This window comes from Clostridium sp. AM46-21 (assembly GCF_003480025.1).
GTDB classification, from domain to species: domain Bacteria; phylum Bacillota; class Clostridia; order Lachnospirales; family Lachnospiraceae; genus Coprococcus; species Coprococcus ammoniilyticus.
Genome location: NZ_QUIB01000008.1, coordinates 104,648 through 130,800, shown reverse-complemented (window position 1 = coordinate 130,800; position 26,153 = coordinate 104,648). Strand labels below are relative to the sequence as shown.

25 protein-coding genes and 1 pseudogene are annotated in these 26,153 nt (G+C 40.8%); all 26 read right to left on the bottom strand.

What is annotated here, in order from left to right:
* Positions 1-2: 2 nt before the first annotated feature.
* Positions 3-521, bottom strand: a complete 519-nt coding sequence (locus DW959_RS07400; RefSeq protein ID WP_182430064.1) for an O-antigen ligase family protein — start codon at positions 519-521, stop codon at positions 3-5.
* A gap of 17 nt (positions 522-538) precedes the next feature.
* Positions 539-1,258, bottom strand: coding sequence for a hypothetical protein (locus DW959_RS07395; RefSeq protein ID WP_118615808.1), 720 nt, complete (start codon positions 1,256-1,258; stop codon positions 539-541).
* Positions 1,259-1,332: 74 nt separating this feature from the next.
* Positions 1,333-2,286: a glycosyltransferase gene (locus DW959_RS07390; RefSeq protein WP_117823427.1), complete on the bottom strand. Its 954-nt coding sequence runs from the start codon at positions 2,284-2,286 to the stop codon at positions 1,333-1,335.
* A gap of 86 nt (positions 2,287-2,372) precedes the next feature.
* Positions 2,373-3,584 (bottom strand): Coenzyme F420 hydrogenase/dehydrogenase, beta subunit C-terminal domain, encoded by a 1,212-nt coding sequence (locus DW959_RS07385; protein ID WP_117823425.1) that lies wholly within the window; start codon positions 3,582-3,584, stop codon positions 2,373-2,375.
* 43 nt (positions 3,585-3,627) lie between these two features.
* Entirely contained in the window at positions 3,628-4,410 is a 783-nt protein-coding gene (locus DW959_RS07380) for a Coenzyme F420 hydrogenase/dehydrogenase, beta subunit C-terminal domain (RefSeq protein WP_117823423.1), read from the bottom strand.
* Positions 4,395-4,802, bottom strand: coding sequence for a 4Fe-4S dicluster domain-containing protein (locus DW959_RS07375; RefSeq protein WP_117823421.1), 408 nt, complete (start codon positions 4,800-4,802; stop codon positions 4,395-4,397). The genes DW959_RS07380 and DW959_RS07375 overlap by 16 nt, the downstream gene beginning before the upstream one ends.
* Positions 4,803-4,825: 23 nt before the next feature.
* Positions 4,826-5,962, bottom strand: a complete 1,137-nt coding sequence (locus tag DW959_RS07370) for a glycosyltransferase (protein WP_173783844.1) — start codon at positions 5,960-5,962, stop codon at positions 4,826-4,828.
* 63 nt (positions 5,963-6,025) lie between these two features.
* A complete protein-coding gene (locus DW959_RS07365) occupies positions 6,026-7,195 on the bottom strand; it encodes a polysaccharide pyruvyl transferase family protein (RefSeq protein ID WP_117823417.1) in 1,170 nt (389 codons plus the stop codon).
* Between the two features lie 27 nt (positions 7,196-7,222).
* Entirely contained in the window at positions 7,223-7,870 is a 648-nt protein-coding gene (locus DW959_RS07360) for a glycosyltransferase family 4 protein (RefSeq protein ID WP_117823415.1), read from the bottom strand.
* Positions 7,848-8,537, bottom strand: a complete 690-nt coding sequence (locus DW959_RS07355; RefSeq protein ID WP_117823413.1) for a hypothetical protein — start codon at positions 8,535-8,537, stop codon at positions 7,848-7,850. The genes DW959_RS07360 and DW959_RS07355 overlap by 23 nt, the downstream gene beginning before the upstream one ends.
* On the bottom strand, positions 8,537-9,718 hold the full coding sequence (locus tag DW959_RS07350) for a radical SAM protein (RefSeq protein WP_117823411.1): 1,182 nt from the start codon (positions 9,716-9,718) through the stop codon (positions 8,537-8,539). The genes DW959_RS07355 and DW959_RS07350 overlap by 1 nt, the downstream gene beginning before the upstream one ends.
* On the bottom strand, positions 9,711-10,733 hold the full coding sequence (locus DW959_RS07345) for an acyltransferase (protein WP_226801070.1): 1,023 nt from the start codon (positions 10,731-10,733) through the stop codon (positions 9,711-9,713). Before DW959_RS07345 ends, DW959_RS07350 begins: the two co-directional genes overlap by 8 nt.
* A 24-nt stretch (positions 10,734-10,757) precedes the next feature.
* Entirely contained in the window at positions 10,758-11,957 is a 1,200-nt protein-coding gene (locus DW959_RS07340; RefSeq protein ID WP_117823409.1) for a glycosyltransferase, read from the bottom strand.
* Between the two features lie 5 nt (positions 11,958-11,962).
* Positions 11,963-13,081, bottom strand: a complete 1,119-nt coding sequence (locus DW959_RS07335) for a glycosyltransferase family 4 protein (protein ID WP_117823407.1) — start codon at positions 13,079-13,081, stop codon at positions 11,963-11,965.
* A gap of 53 nt (positions 13,082-13,134) precedes the next feature.
* On the bottom strand, positions 13,135-14,601 hold the full coding sequence (locus DW959_RS07330) for a sugar transferase (protein ID WP_117823405.1): 1,467 nt from the start codon (positions 14,599-14,601) through the stop codon (positions 13,135-13,137).
* A 227-nt stretch (positions 14,602-14,828) separates the two neighbouring features.
* On the bottom strand, positions 14,829-16,055 hold the full coding sequence (locus tag DW959_RS07325) for a UDPGP type 1 family protein (protein WP_117823403.1): 1,227 nt from the start codon (positions 16,053-16,055) through the stop codon (positions 14,829-14,831).
* 21 nt (positions 16,056-16,076) lie between these two features.
* Positions 16,077-16,823 carry a glycosyltransferase family 2 protein gene (locus DW959_RS07320; protein WP_117808460.1) on the bottom strand — a complete coding sequence of 249 codons (747 nt, stop codon included), beginning with the start codon at positions 16,821-16,823 and terminating at the stop codon, positions 16,077-16,079.
* Positions 16,824-16,849: 26 nt separating this feature from the next.
* Positions 16,850-17,041, bottom strand: a complete 192-nt coding sequence (locus tag DW959_RS07315; RefSeq protein ID WP_008401390.1) for a ribbon-helix-helix protein, CopG family — start codon at positions 17,039-17,041, stop codon at positions 16,850-16,852.
* A gap of 23 nt (positions 17,042-17,064) precedes the next feature.
* On the bottom strand, positions 17,065-17,808 hold the full coding sequence (locus tag DW959_RS07310) for a glycosyltransferase family A protein (protein ID WP_117808461.1): 744 nt from the start codon (positions 17,806-17,808) through the stop codon (positions 17,065-17,067).
* Positions 17,809-19,269 carry an exopolysaccharide biosynthesis polyprenyl glycosylphosphotransferase gene (locus DW959_RS07305; RefSeq protein ID WP_117785109.1) on the bottom strand — a complete coding sequence of 487 codons (1,461 nt, stop codon included), beginning with the start codon at positions 19,267-19,269 and terminating at the stop codon, positions 17,809-17,811.
* A gap of 83 nt (positions 19,270-19,352) precedes the next feature.
* A complete protein-coding gene (gene gatB, locus DW959_RS07300) occupies positions 19,353-20,786 on the bottom strand; it encodes an Asp-tRNA(Asn)/Glu-tRNA(Gln) amidotransferase subunit GatB (RefSeq protein ID WP_008401386.1) in 1,434 nt (477 codons plus the stop codon).
* A gap of 1 nt (position 20,787) precedes the next feature.
* On the bottom strand, positions 20,788-22,254 hold the full coding sequence (gatA, locus tag DW959_RS07295; protein WP_347475340.1) for an Asp-tRNA(Asn)/Glu-tRNA(Gln) amidotransferase subunit GatA: 1,467 nt from the start codon (positions 22,252-22,254) through the stop codon (positions 20,788-20,790).
* Between the two features lie 19 nt (positions 22,255-22,273).
* A pseudogene (gatC, locus tag DW959_RS07290) lies at positions 22,274-22,560 on the bottom strand (Asp-tRNA(Asn)/Glu-tRNA(Gln) amidotransferase subunit GatC).
* Positions 22,561-23,227: 667 nt separating this feature from the next.
* Complete coding sequence (locus tag DW959_RS07285; protein WP_008401383.1) at positions 23,228-24,436, bottom strand: NADP-dependent isocitrate dehydrogenase; 1,209 nt, start codon at positions 24,434-24,436, stop codon at positions 23,228-23,230.
* A 112-nt stretch (positions 24,437-24,548) separates the two neighbouring features.
* The gene (locus tag DW959_RS07280; RefSeq protein WP_117808465.1) at positions 24,549-25,529 is read right to left on the bottom strand and encodes a biotin--[acetyl-CoA-carboxylase] ligase; all 981 of its coding nucleotides are present in this window, start codon (positions 25,527-25,529) and stop codon (positions 24,549-24,551) included.
* Between the two features lie 3 nt (positions 25,530-25,532).
* Positions 25,533-26,003 (bottom strand): hypothetical protein, encoded by a 471-nt coding sequence (locus DW959_RS07275; RefSeq protein ID WP_021944860.1) that lies wholly within the window; start codon positions 26,001-26,003, stop codon positions 25,533-25,535.
* Between the last annotated feature and the right edge of the window lie 150 nt (positions 26,004-26,153).

Sequence of the window (26,153 nt, the reverse complement as noted above, 5' to 3'; positions counted from 1 at the left end):
ATTTACTCTAATTCACTCCCATCATCATTATTAGCATAATTAACACTTATTGCACATGCAATAAAATACGGCACAAACATTTCACGATCATACAAAGGATTTCCTGTGAAGCCATATAATATAAAAAATATTTGCATTGCCAACGAAAAATTCATCAAGCAATAATCTATGTTCGTATAATCTTCTGGATTTACACGCATCTTTGAATACATCGACCATGTCCTTACTAGATGAAACAAAAACCATCCACAATAGATTATAAATCCTATTATACCGGTTTCAACAAGTAACTGAATATATATGTTATGAATATTCCAAAACCAGCCACCTTGGTTAACATACTGTCCCCAACCTATGCCAACAAGACTATGTTTACCGAACATAGAAAACGCCTTTAACCATACATCAACTCTACCTACTGACATGTCCCCAGTCTCTGCAGTATCAATAAAGCGAAAAACAACAGTTGCAAGTGCCGGCACGCAATAACTTGCTACAGCAAATACGGTTAATGCCCCCAATAAAACACCTATGCCTTTTACGAGTCGACTTTTTTAGCATTTGAATTATATGCAAAATAACAGAGGTACAAAGCAGCAAGTCCAAAAACAGTATGTGCTCTTTTTCCCGATAAAAGCAATGCAGCAACTGATATCAAAAACAATAAATAGTCAGAACGTCTTTTTTCAGTCAATGCATAGCTTCCAAATATCATCGTCCCAACTGCAAGAAGCATTCCATTTGTTGAATAGTGCTTTGTTAATCCTGGGATCCCCGCATTATGATACTGATTAAGAATTGTACTCGCAGCATCCGGGAACAAATTACATACAAAATTTATCGCTGAACTATCTAAAAACATATAAATGGTAAATGCAATATAAATAAAGTAAAGATATCGCCAAGAGCTTACCATTTTTATCATCCAACACCGATCATTGAAACCTCCCAATGCTGAAAATAATATACAGCAGACAAAAAGCAATAAAACTTGCATATACGTTAGACTATAGAATTTAATATTGGGATTATTTCGTACATAAAAGAATATCATTAATGGTATCCACAATAATCCAATATTTTTTTTAATACCTTTAGTGCCAAATATAAAAACAACTTGTCCCGCCAAGATAACTGCAGCACTGAACTGAACTACGCTTGGCAAAAGCGAACCAAGAGACGCTAGCGTAGCAAAAGTCAAAATTGGTATACATTGGAGTAAAAGTCGTAGTTCATGTTTCTTAACTTTTAATTGCATCTATATCCCTCCATCTAGCAAATAGATTTTTCATACAAAATACATTCTCTCTGCATCACGTTTTTTTAAGATAATCATTTTGAAACACACCTCATAAATTTATACAAAAGAATACAATATTTTATAGATAAAACACCAAACACTTGTTTTTTGTCCATATATGAAAGCACTGATTTAAAACTAGTAGATTTAATTTTATCAATAACTAGCTGATACTCCTTTTTGTATTGATTTCTGAAAGGATACATCCTACGTAGAACAGTGTAGTATGCAATCAATAATTGATATCTTGCAAAGACTTCCAAATTATTACGGCCTTTAAGTTCTTCATATATTCTATCCGCAAAGTACAGTGTATCGAACCATCTTTCAGAGAAGGATTGATTAGTCACCGAATTTTCCCTGCAATAATAATAATACAATTTTTCAGCGCAATAGACTATTTTTTTACTTTTCAGCAGAGATCTAAATACAAAATATTTATCTTCATTTATCTTCTTACCTTCTTCAAAATGAACATCCTCGATCGTAGAAGCTTTAAACAACTTATTCCATGCGCCCGACTCAATTTTTTGGCCCAACAACAGCCATTCTATCGCCTGATCAACAGTAATTTCCTCATAATTGCAATGATAATTTTTCTTCTCCTCTTGCTTTTTTTCAAAAATCCTATCAACTCCACACACAGATATATCTGAATCAGTTTTCCTTGCTTGAGTATATAAAATCTCAAGCATCCTGCAATCAAGTTCATCGTCAGCATCTATAAAAATAATATAGTCACCTGTTGCATTTTGCTTTCCTACATTACGAGCTTTTGATACGCCTTGATTATCTTGATTTATTATGATAATGCGCTTATCAATCTCTTGTAATCTATAGCATTCAGCAAGAGATTGATCATTAGATCCGTCATTTACAACAATAACTTCTATATCTTTCAATGTTTGTTGCAAAACTGAATTTAAAGTATCAACTATATAATTTCCTGCGTTATAGACAGGGATAATAACACTAATATGTGGCATTGGTGTCCTCCCATAGAATCATTCTATTCAAAAATCTTACACTCTCTATCTTCAAATATGTGTGTGAATAAATCGAAGCAATCCAATTACTTATTCTCAACAACCTCAACTTTTTTTCCTTTATTTAAATGGCGTGCAACAGTTATTAGGCCTGTTTTGAATAGAAATCTTTTAGATTTTTCAATTATTTTATCCTTTAATATAATTGGATCAATTTTATTCAAAGCCTTATCAATTGGATAATGTTCAGCCAGCTGGTAAAATTCAGCCCGCCTAGGATGTGGTTTTGCACTATTGCAAACCATAACACCATTTTCCGTCACAAGACTATTTACATCTTCTTCTTGTATTTCAATATGTGATTTTATGGCCTCTAAAATCTTTCCACCTTTTTCAGTATGCACAAATATTGATGAATACCCTCTATTATCATCTTTTCTTCCGGTGATTTTTGAATATTCATAACAATCAAAGACAGTGATATCGCTTGGTCTTTCTATTCCTTTAAAAACACATGCTGCGCAAGATGGTCTTGATGAGATTTCTCTTACAAACGCCTTCATGTATGGATCGACTCTACCAGACCCATAGTAGGTTTTTCCATTTGCAAAATCTATTTTCATCGTGCTCGTGTGATACCCATATGTTTTATGTTTAAAACGGGCTCCAACTATTTTCGAGCTGTATTTGTTTTCCATATACTTCACATAGTTATCCCACAAGCCAGGCGATGGTACACCTCTGCAAACAAAATCCACACATAAAAGGTTATCTGGTTTTTTCCTTAAAAAGCTTAGCAGCCCTGCCACTTGACAAGGTGTCCCAGAAAACAAAATAGTCGTGCCTTCTTTTAATTCTTTTTTAATATCTTGAAAAATGTTTCCAAGATCACTTTGAACAAATTTAGAGCCTCGCATCTCCTGCAACTGTTGCTTTGTAGTAGCCCTTTTACACACTACTCTCATGTTATTGTCGTATCCAGCTCCATAAACTATACCATTCTGCTCAAGGATATAATCAGCCAGAGCTGTGAAAGCACCACCAGAGGTACTCTCATAGAGAATTTTGTTATCTTTAATTCTAATAATATAGCCTTCTGTTTTTTCAGATATTACCGTTTTTTTATTAAGAATCGGGCATGCTCTTTCGCATGCTCCACATTCAATACAACGTCTCATATCAATTTTAGGATACAGAAAACCTTCTTCGTCAGGAACCATCGCAATTGCACTTTTAGGGCAAGAACTTGCACAGGCAGTGCAGCCACAACAATCCAATTTGCTCTTTATTTGAATCATATATCCTCCTGAATCCAAATCATTCAGAAGCAATAACAGATTCTCATTTCTTGTTCTTCAGAAACTTATACACACCCATCCGATAAAAGATTCTTTTAGATTTCTCTATTAAATAATCCCTTATTCTGATTGGTACAAATTTTTGTATATGTGCTCTTAGGGTTTCTTTATCTAAATTCAGATAGTATTCATCTCGTCTTGGATGAGGCTCTGCTGAATGGCAAATCATCGTGCCATCCAGTTCTATAGCCTTTTCCAAATTTGTTGCATAAAGCTCATACCTGTCTGCAATTCTATCCAGAATCCTTTCTCCCTTTGAAGACTGCACGATCAGATTAGTAAAGCCTTTATCATCATCAACAAGACCTTCCACTAAGTTATTTGCATGCCAGCAATCATAAATAGTGAAATCACTACATCGTTCCACTGATTTAAAGTGACATTGATAGCAACTTGGTCTTGACGAAATTTCAGCAAAGAAACTCTTAAGCATTGGATCCACACGGGCACTTCCATAATAAACAAACTGATTTTTGAATCTTATACGCATTGTGCCACTATGATATCCATATGTTTTATTTCTGAAAACAATATCATCTATTTCTGAATGATATTTGTCTTTTTGTTCGTCTAAATATTTTTTCCAAAGTTTCGGCGACGGTGTACCATGGCAAACCAAATCTACGGTTACCAGATTATCGTATTCTTTTCTCAGATATGATTTTAATCCATACACCTGACACGGCGTTCCAATAAAGCACACTTTCGTTTCTTGCATCAAGTGTTTTTTTATTTCAGAAAAGCAATCGCCTAAATCGCTCTGCACGTATTTTGAACCTCGAAACTCTTCTGCCCCCCCCCAGAAATTTTATGAATTACCTTATATTCTTCATTATAAGTTGCGCCACAAATAACACCTCCCTGATTTAGGATCCATTCGCCTAACGGTGTTACAAATCCTCCAGAGGTACTTGTAGAAACAATTTCTACGTCCTTTGCTCTGAGTACGTATGCTTTTCTATCAAACATTTTAGACTCGATTTTATTTTCAATAGGACAAGCAGACTCGCACAATTTGCAATCTATACACTTTGAAATTTCCACGAATGGATATAAAAAGCCCTCTTGATCCTGCTGCATACTTATAGCTTTTTTCGGGCATACACTATAGCATGCCGTACATCCACAGCAATCTGCTTTATTCTTCACTACAATCATTAAGTACTTTCTCCTTCCATCCTTTATAGTTTTTCAGCAACATTCAAATACAGTTGTGCAAGTGTATCTGCTGTCTGCTGAATATCATAACCTGCCTGCTCCAATATTTTTCTTTCACTTTTCCTATGCACATTCATATACTTCAAAACATGTTCCGCCCACACATCAGGTTTTTCTTGAAGAGAAAGGAATTCTGTATTTGAAGTTAAGCCTACTTCTTTTGTTATTACATCTGAGAAAACACATGGCAATCCGCTCGCCTGTGCCTCAACCCCCGTGACCGGAAGACCTTCATGTAAAGATGGCATTACAAAAACATCCATTGCCTGCCACATTTTATTCATTTCATTTGAAGCTCCATAAAAAATTACAGCGTCTTCAATTCCTAATGTCCTAGCCTTATTTTTCATCGCTTCTTGTAGTTCACCAACGCCAAATAAAAGTAACACAGTATTTGGATTTTTTCGGTGTACTGCTTGAAAGATGTCCAGCAAAAAGCTGTGATTTTTTTGATCAGAAAACCGTCCAGCGTGTCCTACAACATACTTACCTTCCAAATTCAGCTTTTTTCGTATTTCTCGACGAATAGCTTCATTATAATCATATTTCTCCAAATCAATTCCATTCGGAAGTACTGAATACCTACCAGATTCAATAATCGACCTCGGAAATAGAAATCTTGCAGCTAGTTCTGAACAGCCATAAAAGTTATCGCAAAAGAGTGGAATTAATGGCTTTAAGATTTTGCTCATAAATCGAATTCCATTACCTGCTGCTCCAAAGCCAGCATTGTGACTATGTATTGTAATATATTGAACCCCACCCAATTTTGCGCCAATAATATTTGTCATATCTGCTGCACAATCCGCATTATAATGTAGGATTTTAATATGATTTCTCTTGCAGACTTTCCGAATTTCATTAATTCTCCAAATTCTTCTAAAAGGTCTAAATTTCACATTATCAGCTGAAGCAACATACTTTTTACTTCCCAATGAAAGAACTTTGTCTTCCATAGGTTCGTGCCTATCATGAAAAACAAGATAGTCAAAATTTATTTTAGATCTGTCCAGGTGTTCCTGGATATGAATCATCATATTAGTTACACCTCCAACACCAAGCGGAGATGTCACCAATACTCTAACTACTTCATTATTCATATAATATTTATCCTTTCGCGGCGACAATCTCATGCATTATTTCATATTCCTATTTCGGCACGATTACACACGCTTTCTAATTTCTTTCAATACAGTCTTTAAATATTGATCTGTTACCAGCTTAAGGTTTTTATATTTTTCCCCTACAGCTTTATAGTCAATATCATCTTTTACAACGTCTAATAAGTCCATTTCATTTTTATAGCGCCGACTTTCTAGACCAAAATTCACACACAGGGTATCAATACGAGAATTTTTTGAAAAGCTGGAATTTTCAGCATATCTGTTAAATACCACAAACTGCTTTTCATTAAGAATAGAAAATGCTGTCCCGTGGAAAGAATCCGTGCAGACATACTCTGCATTTCGCAGAAGATTTAGAAATCTTTCTGGACTCACATCATACGGAGCAAAGTCTCCAAAGTTTTCATCTTCTTCTACATACTGATCCATGTGTCGTAACGCAACGACTTTCATACCCTTGTCATGAGCTAATTTCTTTACTGCATTGCGATATTCCTGTGTGGCACCAAGGAAGTATGCAAAAATATATGGCTCATTGATTTCTCTCTTATTAGGAATTCTCTCCAGCCATTCATTTTTACTCAAAAAGAAAACAGGATCTAAAATCGTAGAAACATCTCGACCAGTCAGTTCCTTGACAATCTCACTTCCTCGATTCTCACGCATACTAATGTATTCAATGCGATTCAAATACTGTATCGTTCTTTTCTTTTGATACCACGGAATTTCCTTTACTCCGAAACTAGAAGCAATTGAAATTTTTAGCGTGTCATCCGGAACAAACATCAAATTGTAATAATTCGTTGGCAATCCTGCTGGACTCCAAAGCTGATCGCTTCCTGTTATAACCGCCGAATATTTCTTTCCACCCTCGCATAATGCCGCATAGCCGATATACTCATCGGAGAAATCCTTAAAAGCCCATTTTTTAAATCCGGCAAATGCTTTCATACGAACTTCATTATTCTTTGCATACTCAGGATGCTTTTTTAGACTAAGTTTTCTCTGAATTCCCTCAAATCTGCTATTAAACCAAACTGCATTAAAAAGACGCGGCACATCTTTCAGTGCTTCTGTCACAGTCTTCTTTCTAGTATATCGAACCAACTCATACTCAATATTTTGATTTTCCAAATAACTAACAGTTGCATATGCTTGCAATATGCCTCCGTAATTTTCATGCATATATTTTATGCATACTCCAACCATTTTAAACTCTCCTCTATGCTGCACATCTTACTTTTTCAGCAGTTCCTCATATATTGCCTGATACTTCTCGTTTTTTTTCTGCCAGGTATACTTTTCTGCTTTCTTCCGTGCGTTTTTTCCACGCCTTGTTACTTCATCAGGATAAGCAATACATTCAAGAATTGCCTTTTTTAAATTCTCAATGTATTCCTCTTTCGAGTTTCCTCCATAAAGCCAACCGGTGTTTTCATCAAAAAGAGTTGCTCCGCCAAACTTATTAATGGTGATAACCGGAATACCTTTTGACATTGCCTCCAGTAAGACCGTGCCTGTCGTCTCTCGAATGCTCGGCATAATAAATACATCCGCACCTGCATATTCCTTTTCCATTTCCATATAGGGAATAGAACCCATGCAGTGCACATGCTCAGACAAGTTCAAGTCTTCCTTACCGCGTTTACGTAGATGTTCAAGTTCCGGGCCATCGCCTACAACTCTAACCTGATATCTAGTTTCCTGCGGAATTCTCATCAATGCATCAAAAAGAAAATCCAAGCCCTTTCGATATATCATTCTTCCAGCAACCAGAAAGACGCATTCTTCATTTCTGCCCTTTTCATTGCAAGTATCTTTAATATCATTTATATCTACCGCAACCTCAGTCACTGGCTCATCACTTACATTGTAATTCTTCATTCACTTTTTCCTTTTCTGTCCAGCTCACCAATTCGTCCGGTCTTAATCCGTTATCAAAGACTAATTCATACGGACAGTTTAGTTCTGCCCCCTCTACGAGGAATTCTTGAGTCTCTTTATTTGCAAACATAATATAGTCGCAGCGATTTAGTTTGCCAGTGATTCTCAGTTTAAAGCGATACCAGCGATTTATCCCTGAGCGAACGACTTCAATGATTTCATGCCCCTTTGCGTAATCTTTTAATCCATTAGGCAAAGACTCTCCTCCGCCAAGTGGTCCGCAGACGAATTTGATATTTGCTATCTTTCCATAGTCTCCAATTGCACGGAATTCAATTGGCGTAATCTGATGAATAACGTCAATTTTTTTATCCGCACAGATTTTTTTTGCGAGAGGAAGTACCCGTCTATTCCACACATTAAGTCTTCCAGAATACATAAATCCCTTGAAGATTTTTTTGTAAAAATTAGGGATGTCAACATAATAAAACTTTATATTTTCAAGTGGGTGACTCTGCAAATATTTTTCGACTGGTTCACGTTGTTCTTCTTTTGTAATTACATAAACTTTATTTGTTTTTGAACTTTCACAAGGAACGCACCAACCGATTTTATCTTCACTTCCAGCAAAAGGATTACATGAATAAGCTATATACAGGATATTCATCACTTCGTCTCCATCTGCTGTGCAATATCAGCATCCACGATTTCCTCGCCAGTCTTATGCTTCAGCTGTTCTTTGGATGCTTCGCTCAGACCGTTGTTGATCACGCAGTTCATATCGCAGGTGCTGCACTTATCCAGATCCTCTTTGGTAACTTTGCCATCACGGTAGTCGCGGCAGATCTTCAACTCATACATACTGTACGGATGCTTGGTGAACAGAGTCTTGAACTTGTGAACCAGAACCCAGGTAGCCGGTTTCCAGATATACTTGTGCATAGCCGGGCTGACAGAACCGATCATCCAGCAATCACGGTCGCAGCAGCGAACCTTTGCACGAACCTTCTCTGCTTCTGGGCTGTTCCACAGCTCGTCCCAAGTCTGGTTGTTCAGGTTGCCCATGACCTCTTTGTCCTTGGTGCCATTGCAAGGCATAACATCGCCATACGGATCGATGAAGAAGGTATCGAAACTCATGTCGCAAGGCAGCAGACGCTTCTGACCGTAGATGTAGTTGATCAAGCCGTGGTTAAAGTATGCACGGAACCACTTCTTCGGGCTGTTGCTACGGAGCAGTTCGTTGACCAGATTCTCGAAGTTCTTTGCGACCATAGGACGGTCATGGATGATGTTCTTTGCCTCAACGAAGTAGAAGCTGTTATGCAGAGAAGCAGTTGCAAACTCCATGCCCATCTCATCGGAGATTTTGTACAGAGGAACAAGGTCAGGAGCGTTCTTATCCTGGACGGTCATGCCGAAACCAACGTCCTTCATCCCCATCTCACGCAGCTTCTTCAGCGTGCCGTAACCACGCTGGTAGCCGTTCTGCAGACCACGGATTTCATTATTGGTCTGTTCCAGACCTTCGATAGAGATACGGATACCAATCTGCGGAAACTCCTTACACAGGTCAACAATGCGGTCGGTGAAGAAACCGTTCGTGGAAATAACGATACGATCAGACTTCTTGTACAGTTCACGCACGATATCCTTCAGGTCGGTACGAATGAACGGTTCACCACCGGTAATATTGGTAAAGTACATCTTCGGCAACTTCTTAATGGTCTCGATGCTGATTTCCTCTTCCGGCTTGGAAGGTGCCTTATAACGGTTGCACATAGAGCAACGAGCGTTGCAGCGATAAGTAACGATGACCGTACCATTTAACTTCTTTTCTTCAGACATGATTAACTCTCCTATTGTTTACTCTCTCTTTTAAGAACGTTTCGATTTTATTTAAGAACCACTTGGCACATACCGAGAACACAACCGAACCGCAGATGACTGCAGCTGCTGTGAAAACATATGCCAATAGGCCATTTCCAAATAGATGTACAAGGTGTAGCTTCTCAAGCACACGATAAATTACCATGTGGCACAGGTAAATCTCGAAGCAAATACCACCGAGGAACTTGGCGACTGGATTGACCAGTATCCCCCCCCGCTTGCATCCGAGGGTATAGACCAGTGTTGCCACACAGAAGAACAGCATCGTGAGCGTATTGCCGCCTAATGCAAAATAAGCAACTGCGGCAATCAACAAAATCGCTCCAGCGATAACTTTGTATTTTGCTGCAAATTCGGTCAATTCTTTCCGATAGAGGAAGATCAAGCCTCCTGCGATAAAGTAAATCGCATCGTAGACGATATTAGTCCTCCCTGCTTTGAAGTAATTAGTGCACAACCAGTTAAATACCAGCGCCACAACCGCCACACTCCACGCTCTTTTCTTATTTCCAATCAGGAAGCAGAAGAACGGGAACAGCATGTAGAACACAAAGATGACTGCCAGGGTCCAGCTCACACCAATGACCGAAATCTTGGCATTTGGCAGAAGTCCCTGACATAAAGTCAAGTTTGCGAAAACCTCAAACAAGGATTCCTTGCTTGGTGAAATCACAAAGTCTAACGCACAAAGCAGTGCAAAATACGGCCAGATCTTGATGTACCGTTTCTTGTAGAAATCCTCTACACTGATCTTCTGGTCAACAATTTTCTGGTAATAGCCACAGCACATTCCAAAACCACTGACCATCATAAAAAGGAAAACGAGGTTTGTGAAAGATGGTATTAGCCGTTCAAACACAAATCCTCCTATCCCATATTCTCCATTTGCGAGGACGTGCATCAACGCAATGCCAATGATGGCATACGCCTTCAAGCCGTCTATTCCCTCGTATCGATCCGCTTTTGTAGCCACAAATTCTCTCCTCACATACCAGTCTTACTGATACACCTTCATAATTTTCTCGTAATACTCATCAATGGTATCAAAGCTGATGTTCTTGCAGTTCGCGCTGTACTCCGCACACAGCTTCTTATCACCCCAGAGCTTTTCTATCTTTTCTTTCAAATCTTTCCCGTTACCGCTTTCAAACAACTCGCCGGTCTTACCGACCTGAATCAGCTCTGGGATGCCACCAATGTTCGCTCCCAGCACCGGCGTGCCGTACATCTGAGATTCCATCACGGAGAACGGGCAGTTCTCATACCACTCAGAAGGGTAAATGGAGAACCGTGCCTCACGGATGAGCTTCTCCAGTGTCTCGCCTTTCTGGAAGCCAACGTTCTTGATGTTCTTAATACCATTTACCGTCTCTTCTAGCGGGCCAGTACCGGCGAAGATGAACTGTACATCCGGCAGCTCCTTACAGACCTTGATGAGTGTGCCGATGCCCTTTTCTTCAGAGAAGCGGCCGAAGTAGAGGACGTAATCCTTCTTCGGAGTCTCTTTCCACTCCACCTTATCAATGAAGTTGTGCATTGCCACGGTCTTCGTCGCAAACAGCGGGTTGCTGTCCATCTTGGTCTTCATGAACTCCGAGCAGCAGATCATGGTGTCAATGTACTTATAGGTACCTTTCCACTTCCAGAACTCAGCCTCCATCATACCGATAGCAGATTTCGCCGTGGAGCCGTGAATGCACTTGCCTTTCATGCAGTTCACGAAATGGCCACCGAGGCACTTCTCACAGTTCTGGTGCGTGTTCGGATTGTTCAGCATGTGGTTCGGGCAGACCAGCTGGTAGTCATGTGCCGTGAAGATAATCTTACAATCCCTTCCGGTCTCCTTGCGCCACTTCACGATTTCCAGAATGATGGAAGGTGTCAGCTGATAGTTGAAGTTGTTCAGATGACAGACATCCGGCTTGAAGTCATCTAGTACTAGTCTTAATTTTTCTCTTGCTTCCTTGCTGTAGATGGTCTTGATCGGGTAGGTCAGCTTGCTCAGTTTGCTGCCGCCGTGGAAGTCCATATCAGATGTATAAGCATTGACCCGGTTGCCCACGCAGCGGCCTTCGTGCTCCATTCCGAAGTACTGAACCTCATGGTCACGTTGTTCTAATACCTCACCCAATTTAAATATATACGTTTCCGATCCACCATTTGGATATAAAAACTTATTAATCATCAATATACGCATAATTATTACCTTCTATATAGCTGCAATGTTTTATCTACTATCTCATTCCAATCATACTTCTTACATATATAATCGGCTGCCTGATCCTTATAATTGTCAACCAACTTACTATCATCACATAATTTCTGTAATTTATCCTGCAAGTCTTTCACATCTGATTTTTTAAATGCAACCGCTTTATTTCCAACAACTTCTGTACATTCCTTTATATCCGAAGTAAGACAACAGTTACCATAACTCATTGCTTCTAACAGACTAAGCGGCATACCCTCAAGATCACTTGGAAGTACATATACATAGGCATTACTATACAATTCCTGTAATAGCTGTCCCTGAACAAATCCGGTAAATACAATTCTATCATCCTGTTCAGCCATCTGTTTTAACTGCTCCATATACTCATCCGTATCGGAAGATCCACCGGCTATCACAAGTTTTTTATTTGTCTCTATATCCTTAAATGCCTCTATCAGATAATGCTCACCCTTTTCTGGTACAATCCTGCCCAGATACAATATATAGGAATCTTTTTTCAAACCAAACTTTTTCTCTATTAGATCAGCTTCTATCTTATCTGGTCTGATAACACCATTGGGTATATATCTTGTCTTTCTTCCATATGTATCTTTAAAATACTTTTTGACTTCACTGCTAAGCACAATAATTTCATCTGCATATTTGACTGCCATTTTCTCTCCAAAATGAATATATTTGGAGCCAAATCCTGCCTTCCATTTTTCTCTCTGCCAGTCTAATCCATGAACCGTTACTATAACCTTTTTTCTAAATATCTTTGGTATAAAACAAAAAGCTGCCGGGCCTTCTGCATGTATATGCACGACATCATATCCTCCAAATGCACTGCAAAGTGCTGCAAAAAATGACGACGATACTGCCGCAAGTCCTTTCTTTTCTATAGTAGGAACAGATTTGATTCTAACATTCTTATATTCTTTTTTCTCTTTTGTATCATACTCAGAACCACTCACATGATGTCCACGTCTGTTATAGCAAGTCACATCATGCCCTGCCATAGCCATACGAGTGCTAAGTTCTTCTACAACTATCTCAACCCCACCTTCTCTTGATGGAATTCTTTTTTGTCCGAACATCGCTATCTTCATCTGTTCTTATTCTCCACATATGTATTTATCTTCCATATTATATCCAATCAATATCACATCGATCCTTCACCCTTCAACACAACACCCACTGTCTTGAACAGTATCTTGATATCGTTTACAAGACTCCATTCATCGATATACTTACGGTCTAATCTTACAACCTCATCGAAATCCGTGATATTACTTCTTCCGCTGACTTGCCAGAGTCCTGTGATACCCGGTTTGATCGCCATACGTCCTCTATGATGGGCGGAATACTTCTCCCATTCGTCCTCTGTTGGCGGTCTGGTTCCGATCAGACTCATATCACCCTTTAACACATTGAAGAACTGCGGGAATTCATCGAGTGACCAGTCACGGATCCGGTTTCCGATGCCCTTCTTGATCGTACCATCCGGCAGCTTCTTGCAGCCAATGATTCGCGGATCATATTCCATCTTGAACATCATGCCATCCTTAACCTGATTCTGCTCCATCAGCTCTGCTTTTCGTGCTTCAGCATCCATATACATACTTCGGAATTTATAAATCTTGAACTTCTTGCCATTCTTACCGATACGGTACTGGGAGAAGAAGATCGGTCCCGGTGATGCGATATAGATACATGGTGCAAGAATGATCGTAAGGATACCTGTAAAGATACATCCTACGATTCCGCCTAAGATGTCTATTGCACGCTTCACAAATGCCTGGTAGGTTGTTATATATGTAGTACTAACGGTCAATACATGATGACCAAGCTGTTTATCGAATACATACTGATAATCGGAGAGCTCTGCCGGAACACGGACACGTACATGAACCGTAATCCCCATATCTGCGAGTTGTCCCAGAAGATTTTCAGGGATATGCCTCTCAAATGGTATATTCACATAGACCTCATCTACCCAGCCATGCATGATCTGCTCCAGAACTTCATCTGTATATGCATATATACCAAGCTCCAGATCCGTATATTCTGTATTATAGCTTTCTGCCTCATCCTCAGTTGCATCTAATAATACTATACCTGCAACCCGATACAGATTATAGTATTCTGTATCCATTTCTGCAAGCAACGCATCCAGATATTCTTTGACTGTCACGATCACAATAGATTTCTTTGCCACACGATGTCTTCGTATATATTCCTTCCAGAGAAGTGTGACCACATAACCTATGACCAGATAAATCATGCCAAACAAAGCCATAACCTTTCTGGAATAGGCCGCACCCATTTTCATCATGAACAGAACGAATACTGCCAGAAGTACAACCAGTACAGACTGCTTCACGGATGCGATTGCTTCACGGAAATGTCCACGTTTCAATACGCCTTTATATATATGACATACTATGGTAACCAATAATTGAAATAATGTCAGAAGTACGGCTATTGTCCGATATAACTTACTATGATACGGATTCTCTGTTCCCATCCGTATAAAATACGCCATACAATAAGATGCATGCAGTGCTACCAGATTCAGCACTGTAAAATCCAGATGTTTTAACCAGCCCTGCGGCCCTTTTCTATACATTCTATTCCCTCATTTCCCTCATAAATGTGTTCATCATGTATCTTTATCAGGTCAAATTATATAAATATAGTTGTTAATGGTTTAGAAATTCTTAACGCTTCTTAACCACTAACAACTATAATTCAATTCCTATTAAAAGTCAATTTTCTAAGCTTAAGTTGAATGTAGAAATTTCTGAAAATAATACTGTTATTTTAGGCAATTTTTCCAAAGTATTCGACGCAGTTCTACAACTTATATCCATTCTTCTTTAACAGCTCTCTCGCCGTCTCCGGTGAATCCACGCCCTCTGCATTCTTGATCGGTGCAAATTCATACTCTCTGATAACTTCAAATGGTAAGCAGTCATTCATAAACTGAAGCATATCAAGCGCAAGGGTTTCAAACTTATAACCATTCGGCTCCGTTGGTTTCACCAGTTCCTGATTCTCATTCATATAAGGTATCGCCTTTTTTGCCATATGAAGCGGCATTTTCTGATTCAAAAGCTGTTTTAACTGATTAACCGGGAAGATATAATTTAAGATCACTCCATAATTATAAGCATACTCGCCCATAACCGTTTTCTTATACCGCATCTCATCTGACAATTCATAATATTCTACTATGTAAGGCTTATTGTCTTTCTTACACAGCACGCCTACCCGTTCATATGGATCTGCTTTCTTTACGACTTTTGCCGCCGACTGGTAATCTTCCATCATCATCGAACCAAGGAATACCGGATCTGCAATCTTCTGTAACACATTGTCCACGGCAAATACATTGATGTACCGAATGCCCTCTTTATCAAGCTGTTCTACCAGTCCTGCCCGTTTCATGGATGAGAACCAGCCACCATTTCCATTTGGTGACAGGCAGATCTTTGATGGTGCTTCCATCAATATCTTTCCATTAAAATCAACGGATGGTACAAGCTCCTGTTTGAAGAAATGCAGATACTCCTCCTTATATCCAAAATTCTTATGCTCTACAAAGAAGGATGTCGTTGCTTCGTAGTTCTTATCACTGGTCATGATATAGAGATGGATCCATCGTCCAAGTGTCCTCACAACAGTCAGGATCGTTTTCACCTGACATTCGAATATATAAAGGTCCCTTGTCTGCCCAAGATTATAGGTTCCTTTCGGTCCGTCAAACCCCAGTCTGGTGCCCTGACCTCCGGCAAGCATAACAAGAGCGAGCTGTCCTTTCTGGATCGCCGTTTCACCAAGCACCTTATAGGCAAATTCATATTCCTTGATCGTGTCAAGTGTCAATGCCTCTGTTGGTGTGATCGTTTCTTCCTTACCGGCTGATTCTTTCTCTTTTAATACATCAAATATAGAGAAGTCGATCTCTTCAATCTGGGAAAGCAGGCTCTGCTTCTCTTCATCGTTTAATTCATCATAATAGGCAAGCACATGCTCCTGCCCGTACTTTTTTAGCACTTCTAAAGCGTTTTCATATGTCATATAATTTTCCCTCATTTCACACTATCTATAATTTTTAACTCGTTTCTTCACCGCAACCGTCTCACCAAACACTTTGAATACATCCTTTAACCCGATCCTTCTTCCGCCCTTGCTGTCATCCCGGCTGTAGTTCAGCTCGATCGGAGCTTCGCAGATCTTTCTGCCATCTTTTGCTGCCATGGCAAGGATCTCAATATCAAATGCATATCCTTCTGCCTGCATCCGGCTGACGATCGGTTTGATCACTTCTTTTTTGAATAACTTAATACCGGTCTGTGTATCGTGGGTGTTCAGATGGAACATCATCTTTAACATCAGATAATATCCATAGCTCATGATCTTACGCAGCATCGGATAATGGAGCTTCGACTCCGGATGCAGCTTGGAACCGATCACGATATCGGCATCCTGCTCCTTCATATCCTTTAAGAATCGTTTCAGCAGGATCGGTGGCAGTTCCAGATCGGAATCCAAAAATGCGATGTATCGTCCCTCTGCTGCTGCGATCCCTGTCCGGATGGCATGTCCTTTTCCACCATTTGGCTGATATGAGATTCCTCTGATATGAGTATCCTGCATTTCTGCCCGGCGGATGCACTCTGCGGTGTTATCTGCACTTCCGTCGTCAACTGCTATGATCTCATACCGTTTGACGAAACCGGACAGCACTCTGCTGGTTTCAAGCAGATTATCTGTTATATGTGCTCCTTCATTATAGGCGGGCATGACGACAGATAGTGTCACATCCCCTTCCTTATTTGTTTCCATGGTCAACGTTCTCCTGTCTGACAGTCTTATTCTTCTATGTTCGCCTGTTTTACGATACCGTAGACTGCCTCTCTGACGATTTCTGACATGGATACACCTTTTTGCTTTGCATACTTTGACAGCAGTTCATGTGTATCTGTGTCGATCCTAAGTCTTAGAATTGTGTCTTTCCGTTTATCGGTCGGTCTTCCCGGACCTCTCTTGATTTCCTCTGCCATCTCCCTGCTCCGTTTCTTTTTATTTAAAGAAAATATTTCTTTACTCCATGTATCGCATATCCTGCAAAATATCCAAGTGACTTCACTGTTCCAAATCCCATCTTCCGGTATACCTGATATGTCATCTTTGCAGAATGTAATTTGGAACCTGATTTACTGTTCTTCACCATCCGGTAAAGCAATAACGGTTCATTGATGCCTGCTGCCTCCCCGTATTTCTTAAGGATTTGCAGCCAGCAGATATAATCCTCGTGAGCATCATCATCCCCCATCGGGAACTCTGCTGCCACCTCCCGCTTCATCACTACGGATGAGCAGTTGATCACATTCCCATACAGCAGCATCTTGTAAGTGATGTTCTCCGGTACCGGTAAGATCCGTCCGGTATGGGTTCCGTCCTCTTCCATCAGTTCTCTGGCAGTTGAGGATAATACCACTCCGGTCTTCTTCATAACAGCAAGCTGCTTTGAGAGCTTTCCCGACCGCCAGATATCATCGGAATCTAAGAATGCTACATATTCGCCCTCTGCAAGCTGCACACCTTTATTTCTCGTTGCTGCTACGCCAAGATTGGTTTCATTCTTATATAGTCTGACCTGTGGATTGCTTTTATATTCTGCCAGACACTCCGTCAGATCCTCCGGTGAACAGTCGTTGATCACGATGATCTCTGATATCACATCCTGACAAAGTGCGGAATCGATTGCCTGTTTAATTGTTCTGCTGCAATTATATGCCGGAATGATCACGGATACTTCTGGTTTCATTTATTTCTTTTCCTCTACACTATAGAAGGCATCCTCGGCTTCATCATGCGGATGCTTGATGCCTGTTTTCTTTGTCTTGTCTTCGCGGATCGCTGTCGTCTGATTTGCATCAATTCCCTCTGTATTCTCCTTCTGGAATAAGATCTTGAAGGTCAGCAGGATCAGCTTCAGATCCAGCCATAAGGAATACTGCTCATAATATGTCAGGTCAAGCTTCACCTTATCTCTCGGTGTGGTGTTATATTTACCGTAAACCTGTGCATATCCGGTAAGTCCGGCCTTCATCTTCAGACGATAGTCGAATTCCGGGAAAGTCTCCCTATACTGTGCTGCGATCTCCGGACGCTCCGGTCTAGGGCCTACGACTGACATATCGCCCTTTAAGATATTAAAGAGCTGTGGCAGCTCGTCTAAGTGTGTGGCACGGATCACACGGCCAACCGGTGTGATTCTGTCATCATGCTTTCTTGCAAGCTGTGCGCCATGTTCCTCGGAGTCCATCCGCATACTTCTGAATTTCATGATCTTGAATACCCTGCCATTTAAGGTCAGACGATCCTGTTTATAGAATACAGGGCCTCTGTCATAGAGCTTGATCGCAAGTGCGATCAGGATCATAAACGGTGAAAAGATAATGATCATGATCAGGGATACGATGATATCCATCAGACGCTTGAAGATCATATCTTCTCCTGTCAGTCCCTGGTTTCTGGATAATAATAACGGTGTATCAAACAAATGGATCGGTTCTGCTCCTAAGATAATGATATCCGATAACTTCGGTACCACATACGAACGGATCGAATGCTCGAAGCAGTATTTTACCAATTCGTTTCTGATATATGCCTTTGTCTCACAAAGGATAATACCATCGTACTGTAAGATTTTTTCTTTTAATGCTTTCTCACCTTCACTGACATGAATACGGTCAGCAATGATGTATTTGTCTTTTCTGGCATTGATCTTATCAATGAATTCGGTCGGTGTCTTATATCCGTAGACAAGCAGTAAATGTCTTGGAGGATAAAACTTACGGTACATCATCCTACAGACAAATACCCATATAAATATAACTATGATCTCTAAGAATGTAAGCTCGATCATGTTCAGTGCCGGCAGATAATTACGGGCAATGATACACAGCTCGACATAACCTACGATATTTGCACAGACCAATGATAATATCTGTGAAAAGAGAACATCCATCACCCGGAGGAAGCCTACTTTATAACCACCATACAGCTTCGTAAACAGATAAATGATAATCGCATACATACCGATTACCGCCCAGTTACCTTTGTTCCAGAACGGAATCTGGATAGCCTGAGTATTATCTGCATATTCGGTATACCACATTCTCGCAAACAGCAGTACTTCCGCAGCTAACAGAAGCACGCCTTCCGAAAATGTGATAATACGTTTGTAAATGTCTCTCTTTCTCACATGTCTGGTTTCTTCCATATCAATCTCCATCCCACCATGAGAGGTGGTCACCAGGTGGATATGCCACCTGCTTTCTCTTCATTTTTTTCTATTGGTATCGATTATTTTAACAGTTCACGGAGCATCTGGTTTACGGATGCCGGATCTGCCTTGCCCTTCATTGCTTTCATGGTCTGTCCAACCAATGCGCCAAGTGCTTTTTCTTTTCCGCCACGGAAGTCTTCGATTGCTTTTGGATTATTGGCAATAACTTCTTCTACGACCTTGCGGAGTGCACCTTCATCATTTACGGTGGCGAGTCCATGTTCTTTTACATAGCTTTCCGGTTCAATATCATCTGTAAATATCTTCTCAAATACTTCCTTTGCGACATTGCTGTTGATGGCTTTCGCATCTACCATCTGTATCAGCTTTGCAAGGTGCTCTGCGCTAAATGACAACTCATCTGCATCGATGGAATGTTCTTTCATCAGACGCATGGTCTCTCCCATCAGCCAGTTGGATACCTTCTTCGGATTTGCTCCGAGAGCGATCGTCTCCTCGAAAAGGTCTGCCATCTTCTTTGTATTTGTAATGATATCTATATCATAGTCTGGGATATCATACTCTTCTTTATACCGGATCTTCTTCTCATCCCGGAATTCCGGCTGACGGCTTCGGATCTCCTCCATCCACTCGTCACTGATCTGTACCGGTACAAGGTCAGGATCAGGGAAATAACGATAATCCTGTGCATCCTCTTTGGAACGCATCGGATATGAATATTCCTTGGTATCATCCCATCTTCTGGTCTCCTGTACAACCTTTTCGCCTGCTTCGATCAGATCGATCTGACGTTCTCTCTCATTCTCGATCGCATGGGCGATAGCCTTGAATGAGTTCAGGTTCTTTGTCTCTGTTCTTGTTCCGAATTCTTCTGCTCCGACTTCACGAACAGACAGGTTGACATCGGCACGCATCGAACCTTCATTTAACTTACAGTCTGATGCTCCGAGATACTGGATGATCAGACGTAATTTCTCAAGATAAGCAATTACTTCTTCCGCAGAACGCATATCCGGCTCAGATACGATCTCGATCAGAGGTACACCGGAACGGTTGAAATCGACCAGTGAACTGTCTGTATATGGATCATGTACCAGTTTACCTGCATCCTCTTCCATATGGATCTCATGGATCCTTACGAATTTCTTCTTGCCCTCCACTTCGATCTCTACCTTTCCATTTCTGCAGATTGGGTAGTACAGCTGAGAGATCTGATAGTTCTGTGGGTTATCCGGATAGAAATAATTCTTACGGTCAAATTTACAGTTCTGTGTGATCGTACAGTTGGTTGCAAGACCGACAGCAACTGCTTTTTCTACTACCCCTTTATTCAGTACCGGAAGGGAACCCGGCATACCGGTACAGACCGGACATGTATGTGTATTCGGTGCACCACCAAATGCGGTACTGCAGCCGCAGAATATCTTCGTCTTTGTCGCAAGCTCTACATGAACCTCCAGACCGATCACGGTTTCGTATACTTTACTCATCTTACAGACCCCTTTCTGCTACAGCGGCAGGCTGCTTGTACTCTCTTGTCTGCTCAAATGCATATGCCGCCTGAATGATTGCTTTCTCGTTAAATGCATCTCCTACCATCTGGACACCGATCGGCATGCCGTCTTTGTCGTACCCGCATGGAAGGGAAATACCCGGAAGTCCTGCAAGGTTAACCGGAACGGTGTATACATCGCCCAGATACATCTTGATCGGATCGGATAAGGATTCACCCATGGTCAGTGCCGTTGTCGGAGCAACTGGGCCGAGGATGATATCGTATTTTGCAAATGCTTTATCATATGCCTGTTTGATCAGGGCTTTTACCTTAAGTGCTTTTACATAGTATGCATCATAGTAACCGGATGACAGGGTAAAGGAGCCTAACATGATACGTCTCTTTACTTCTGCGCCGAAGCCTTCGGAACGTGTCTTCTTATACATGTTGTGAAGGTCTGTGTACTCTGCTGTACGATAGCCGTATTTTACGCCGTCGAAACGTTCCAGATTCGAGCTTGCCTCTGCGGATGCAATGATATAATATGCAGGAATTGCATATTCTACCATACCAAGGTCAAATTCTTCCACGATCGCACCTTTTTCTTTTAACACTTCAGCTACATGGTACACAGCATCCTTGATCTCAGGATCCAGTCCTTCTGTGAAATAGTCCTTTGGAAGTCCGATGCGCATACCTTTTACATCGTCCTTTAATGCGCTTGTAAAATCATTATCCATACGTTCTACAGATGTAGAATCTTTCTTATCATACCGGGAAATGATCTCTAATATCGTTGCACAGTCTGTTACATCCTTTGCAAGTGGTCCGATCTGGTCAAGAGATGAACCATATGCAACCAGACCGTATCTGGATACTCTGCCGTAAGTTGGCTTGATTCCTGTTACACCACAAAATGCTGCCGGCTGACGGATCGATCCACCGGTATCGGAACCGAGTGCACACGGTACTTCTTCTGCTGCAACAGCGGCTGCTGATCCACCGGAAGAACCACCCGGAACTTTATTTGTATCCCATGGATTCTTTGTCTCGCCATAATAAGAAGTCTCGGTTGTACTTCCCATCGCGAACTCATCCATATTTGTCTTGCCTACGATCACGGCTCCTGCTTCCATTAATTTCACAACAGCATCTGATGTATAGGTCGGTACGAAGTTTGATAAGATCTTGGATGCGCAGGTGGTAAGTACACCATTCTGACACATATTATCCTTGATCGCGATCGGTACACCTGCCAACGGGCCTGTCAGCTCGCCGCTGTCGATCTTCTTCTGTATTTCTTCTGCCTGTTTGAATGCACCTTCTTCATCTACGGTGATAAAACAGTTATATTCTTTGTCGTATGTCTTTATATTCTCGATGCAGGCTTTGGTTGCTTCCATAACGGAGATCTCTCCGGCCTTGATCTTCTTTCCAAGCTCTACTGCTGTCATACTCATCATATCCAATGTCCGTTACCTCCTAATCAAATGTTCTTGGCACCTTATAGCAGCCATCTTTCTGCTCCGGTGCATTTGACAGCATATTCTCTCTGTCGTCGCCATTTGTTACTTCATCTTCACGGAATACATTATTATAAGAAAATGTATGGCTCATTGCTTCCACATTCTCAGTGTCCAGTTCGTTTAACTTACTTACATAGTCAAGCATATCTGACATATCTTTCTTTGCCTGCTCCTTCTCCTCATCGGAAAGCTCAAGTTTCGCCAGATACCTACATAATCGATTGTTTCGTCTGTAATAACCATGGTATGTCTCCTTGTCTGGGTTTTATTAGGCAATTGCAATACTACTCTTTACTATGTTTGGATACTTTTGACCTTACCAATCAGGGGACGCTTTCGCTCGTTTCGGTCTGCAGCGGTACTAAGATGCCGCTTAATGCGCCATCTAAGGACCGGCGACCTCAAATACCCCTGTATTAGTAAGTCAAAGTATCCAAACAACATTCAGACTATTGTTTTCGCAATTGCCTACTATTATTTATAGTACCACAAAATTAGTTAGAGTGTACCACATAACTCCGTTGTTTGCAAGTCTACATAAAAAGGAAGGCATACTGCCTTCCTTTTTTCTGTCTTTGTAGCCATTCACACCTCATCATATGCAAAGAGGAGTGTGATGAAAACCACACTCCTCTTTGTATTCTTCATAAAGAGTTTTATGCTGGTTGTCAGCCTCGATACCCAGTTAAGATATCTAAATCGGCGTGGAAATCATTAAGTCCCCCACGTGGACTACAACCATATCCTGATTGCACGGCTCGATATCAATTAAGATATCTAATGAAATGGATTTTTTACCCTGCTCCATTTGCAGCCCAACTTTTTACGATGCTCTTTCATCGAGAATATCTCTATTCTTATATTTATTATACTCAAATCATATTATAAAAACAACATTTTTATAGTTATTTTATAACATGCCCTCTAAGGTCTCACGGATTGCCTTGATGAAGTTCTCGCTGTTTAATACAGTTGGATTCTCAAGGGTTGTGATAAGTGCAAGATCCTTTGTCATCTTTCCGGATTCGATCGTTGCGATCGTCGCTTTCTCAAGCTTGTTTGCGAAATCAACCAGAGCGTCGATGCCATCGAGTTCACCACGTTTTCTAAGTGCACCTGTCCATGCAAAGATTGTTGCAACAGAGTTTGTGGATGTTTCTTCACCCTTTAAGTGCTTGTAGTAGTGTCTCTGAACTGTTCCGTGTGCAGCTTCGTACTCATACTTTCCATCTGGGGAAACCAGTACAGATGTCATCATGGCCAGTGAACCAAATGCAGATGATATCATATCACTCATTACGTCACCATCGTAGTTCTTACATGCCCAGATGAATCCACCCTCGGATTTCATAACTCTTGCTACAGCATCATCAATCAGTGTATAGAAATATTCAATACCTGCTGCATCGAATTTCTCTTTGTATTCTTTATCAAAGATCTCCTGGAAGATATCTTTGAATGTATGGTCGTATTTCTTTGAAATCGTATCCTTGGTTGCAAACCAGATTGTCTGCTTGATATCCAGCGCATAGTTGAAGCAGCATCTTGCAAAGCTTTCGATTGACTTATTGATGTTGTGCTGTCCCTGGATCACACCCGGTCCGTCGAATTCATGGATCGTCTCTTTGATCACTGTACCATCTGCACCTGTAAACACCAGTTCAGCCTTACCGGCACCCGGAACCTTGATCTCTACGTTCTTATATACATCACCATATGCATGTCTTGCGATTGTAATAGGAGCCTTCCAGTTCTTTACACATGGCTCAATGCCCTTTACGATGATTGGTGTACGGAATACAGTTCCGTCGAGGATTGCACGGATCGTTCCATTTGGACTCTTCCACATTTCCTTCAGATCATACTCTGTCATACGTGCAGCATTTGGTGTGATTGTTGCACATTTAACAGCTACGCCATACTTCTGTGTTGCATATGCAGAATCAAATGTTACCTGATCATTTGTCTCATTTCTATATTCAAGTCCCAGATCGTAATACTCGGATTTCAGATCGATAAATGGATAGATCAGTTCATCCTTGATCATCTTCCAGAGAATCCTGGTCATCTCATCTCCATCCATCTCTACTAAAGGGGTAGTCATTTGAATTTTTTCCATCTTGCTCGTTCCTCCATGTTCTTTTATTATAGTTCTAATTACTTACCTGTTTTTATACACGCCTAGAATTATACATGAAAAATGTTGCTATTTCCAGTTTTTTGAAAGTTTTTTACACATATCCGTAAATTCCGCGCACGGACACTTCCCCGGATATAATGATCGACTCCTGTCCATCTTTATCCTTCACACGAAGTCCTCCATTTGGTGCAAGTCCGAGGGCTGTGTATTCTGTCCGGTTATATCCTTCGATCACATAGACCTGTTCATCCTTGTTCACAAGGATGGAATTATATTCATCCAGCATGAACTGAAGATCCTGGCATTTGACAAATGCGTCATACAGCTCTTCAAAATGATTTGCCACACTGGCGACCAGTTTGCTTCTGTCACAGCCGGTTCCGTTTTCCAGCTTGATCGATGTCGCCTTATCTGCCAGTTCTTCCGGAAATTCCATCATGGATACATTGATACCGATACCTACAACTGCATATTTGATATCCATACCTTCCGAACTCATCTCTGTAAGAATGCCACAGATCTTCTTGCCGCCGACTACAACATCATTCGGCCATTTGATCTGTGCCTGTAAGCCCGCTGTATCGGCAAGAGCACGCGCCGTTGCAAGTGCCGAAAGGATCGTAAGTCTGGATACATTCTCGATCGGCACATCCGGACGGAGCAGAAATGTCATGGCTATGCTGGTTCCCTTCGGGGTGCTCCATGCCCTTCCTCTTCTTCCTCGTCCTGCATTCTGTTCGTTTGCAACAAACAACGCTCCGTGTGTTCCATCTGTCTCTCCTGCAAGCTTTGCCCGTATATTTGTGGAATCCGTCTCATCATAATAATACAGTTCTCTTCCGATCACCGATGTCGTGAGTGCTGCCTCTATCTTCTCTTTCGTAACGATATCCGGCTCTCCGACCAGACGATAGCCTTTATTATTTACAGCATCTATAATGTAGCCTTCTGCCTTTAAGGCATTGATGTTTTTCCAGACAGCGGTTCTTGAGACACCTAATTTCTCACAGATCGCCTGACCGGATATATAATCACTGCTTGTCCGAAGCAACGCAAGGATTTTTTCTTTCATGATTTACCTTCTTTCTGTCTCACTTTCCTGATAAATTCCCATCTTCTTTAATAAATGATAATAGATTGCATCGCACTTATCACGTTTTCCGCTGAACGGCAGTACGAATTGCTCTTTTCCTATATCAATCTTCAATATGTAATATGGCAAATGCGGATCCGGAATGACCAGATTCACATTTGTAATCTTCTCATATGGTGTATGATAAGATTTCTTTCCCTTTTCTATGATCAGTTCATCGTCTTCAAAATGATAGGTCAGATCAAATGCCGATTTTCGAAATGATGATTTCACCAGCACCAGTCCGTATACTCCAAGTGCAAGACCAAATGCCAGCTTAAAAATACGACCACCGGTACTGCCATGGGATTTGATCATCAACAGGATAAATGCTGCTCCGATAACAACAAAAAATACACCAACCATCCGGTATGCAATTCTGGTTGCTCTGTTTTTCTTTACGGTATGCTGCATGTGTTTTCCTCGTTCTTTCTGTATATTTTCTGTTCTCTATTATATTTTCTACAGTCATAAAAAGCAAGCCAGAGTAAACATGACATTTTGTACTAAAACCCCCGACAAAAAACATGATTTTTACCAGATTGATTTTTCTTATAAAAAGAA

Coding starts and splice junctions, on each gene's coding strand:
- DW959_RS07395 (WP_118615808.1), bottom strand. CDS start 1,258: ATGCAATTAAAAGTTAAGAAACATGAACTACGACTTTTACTCCAATGT.
- DW959_RS07390 (WP_117823427.1), bottom strand. CDS start 2,286: ATGCCACATATTAGTGTTATTATCCCTGTCTATAACGCAGGAAATTAT.
- DW959_RS07385 (WP_117823425.1), bottom strand. CDS start 3,584: ATGATTCAAATAAAGAGCAAATTGGATTGTTGTGGCTGCACTGCCTGT.
- DW959_RS07375 (WP_117823421.1), bottom strand. CDS start 4,802: ATGATTGTAGTGAAGAATAAAGCAGATTGCTGTGGATGTACGGCATGC.
- DW959_RS07370 (WP_173783844.1), bottom strand. CDS start 5,962: ATGAATAATGAAGTAGTTAGAGTATTGGTGACATCTCCGCTTGGTGTT.
- DW959_RS07365 (WP_117823417.1), bottom strand. CDS start 7,195: ATGGTTGGAGTATGCATAAAATATATGCATGAAAATTACGGAGGCATA.
- DW959_RS07360 (WP_117823415.1), bottom strand. CDS start 7,870: ATGAAGAATTACAATGTAAGTGATGAGCCAGTGACTGAGGTTGCGGTA.
- DW959_RS07355 (WP_117823413.1), bottom strand. CDS start 8,537: ATGAATATCCTGTATATAGCTTATTCATGTAATCCTTTTGCTGGAAGT.
- DW959_RS07350 (WP_117823411.1), bottom strand. CDS start 9,718: ATGTCTGAAGAAAAGAAGTTAAATGGTACGGTCATCGTTACTTATCGC.
- DW959_RS07340 (WP_117823409.1), bottom strand. CDS start 11,957: ATGCGTATATTGATGATTAATAAGTTTTTATATCCAAATGGTGGATCG.
- DW959_RS07335 (WP_117823407.1), bottom strand. CDS start 13,081: ATGAAGATAGCGATGTTCGGACAAAAAAGAATTCCATCAAGAGAAGGT.
- DW959_RS07330 (WP_117823405.1), bottom strand. CDS start 14,601: ATGTATAGAAAAGGGCCGCAGGGCTGGTTAAAACATCTGGATTTTACA.
- DW959_RS07325 (WP_117823403.1), bottom strand. CDS start 16,055: ATGACATATGAAAACGCTTTAGAAGTGCTAAAAAAGTACGGGCAGGAG.
- DW959_RS07320 (WP_117808460.1), bottom strand. CDS start 16,823: ATGGAAACAAATAAGGAAGGGGATGTGACACTATCTGTCGTCATGCCC.
- DW959_RS07315 (WP_008401390.1), bottom strand. CDS start 17,041: ATGGCAGAGGAAATCAAGAGAGGTCCGGGAAGACCGACCGATAAACGG.
- DW959_RS07310 (WP_117808461.1), bottom strand. CDS start 17,808: ATGAAACCAGAAGTATCCGTGATCATTCCGGCATATAATTGCAGCAGA.
- DW959_RS07305 (WP_117785109.1), bottom strand. CDS start 19,269: ATGGAAGAAACCAGACATGTGAGAAAGAGAGACATTTACAAACGTATT.
- gatB (WP_008401386.1), bottom strand. CDS start 20,786: ATGAGTAAAGTATACGAAACCGTGATCGGTCTGGAGGTTCATGTAGAG.
- gatA (WP_347475340.1), bottom strand. CDS start 22,254: ATGATGAGTATGACAGCAGTAGAGCTTGGAAAGAAGATCAAGGCCGGA.
- DW959_RS07285 (WP_008401383.1), bottom strand. CDS start 24,436: ATGGAAAAAATTCAAATGACTACCCCTTTAGTAGAGATGGATGGAGAT.
- DW959_RS07280 (WP_117808465.1), bottom strand. CDS start 25,529: ATGAAAGAAAAAATCCTTGCGTTGCTTCGGACAAGCAGTGATTATATA.
- DW959_RS07275 (WP_021944860.1), bottom strand. CDS start 26,003: ATGCAGCATACCGTAAAGAAAAACAGAGCAACCAGAATTGCATACCGG.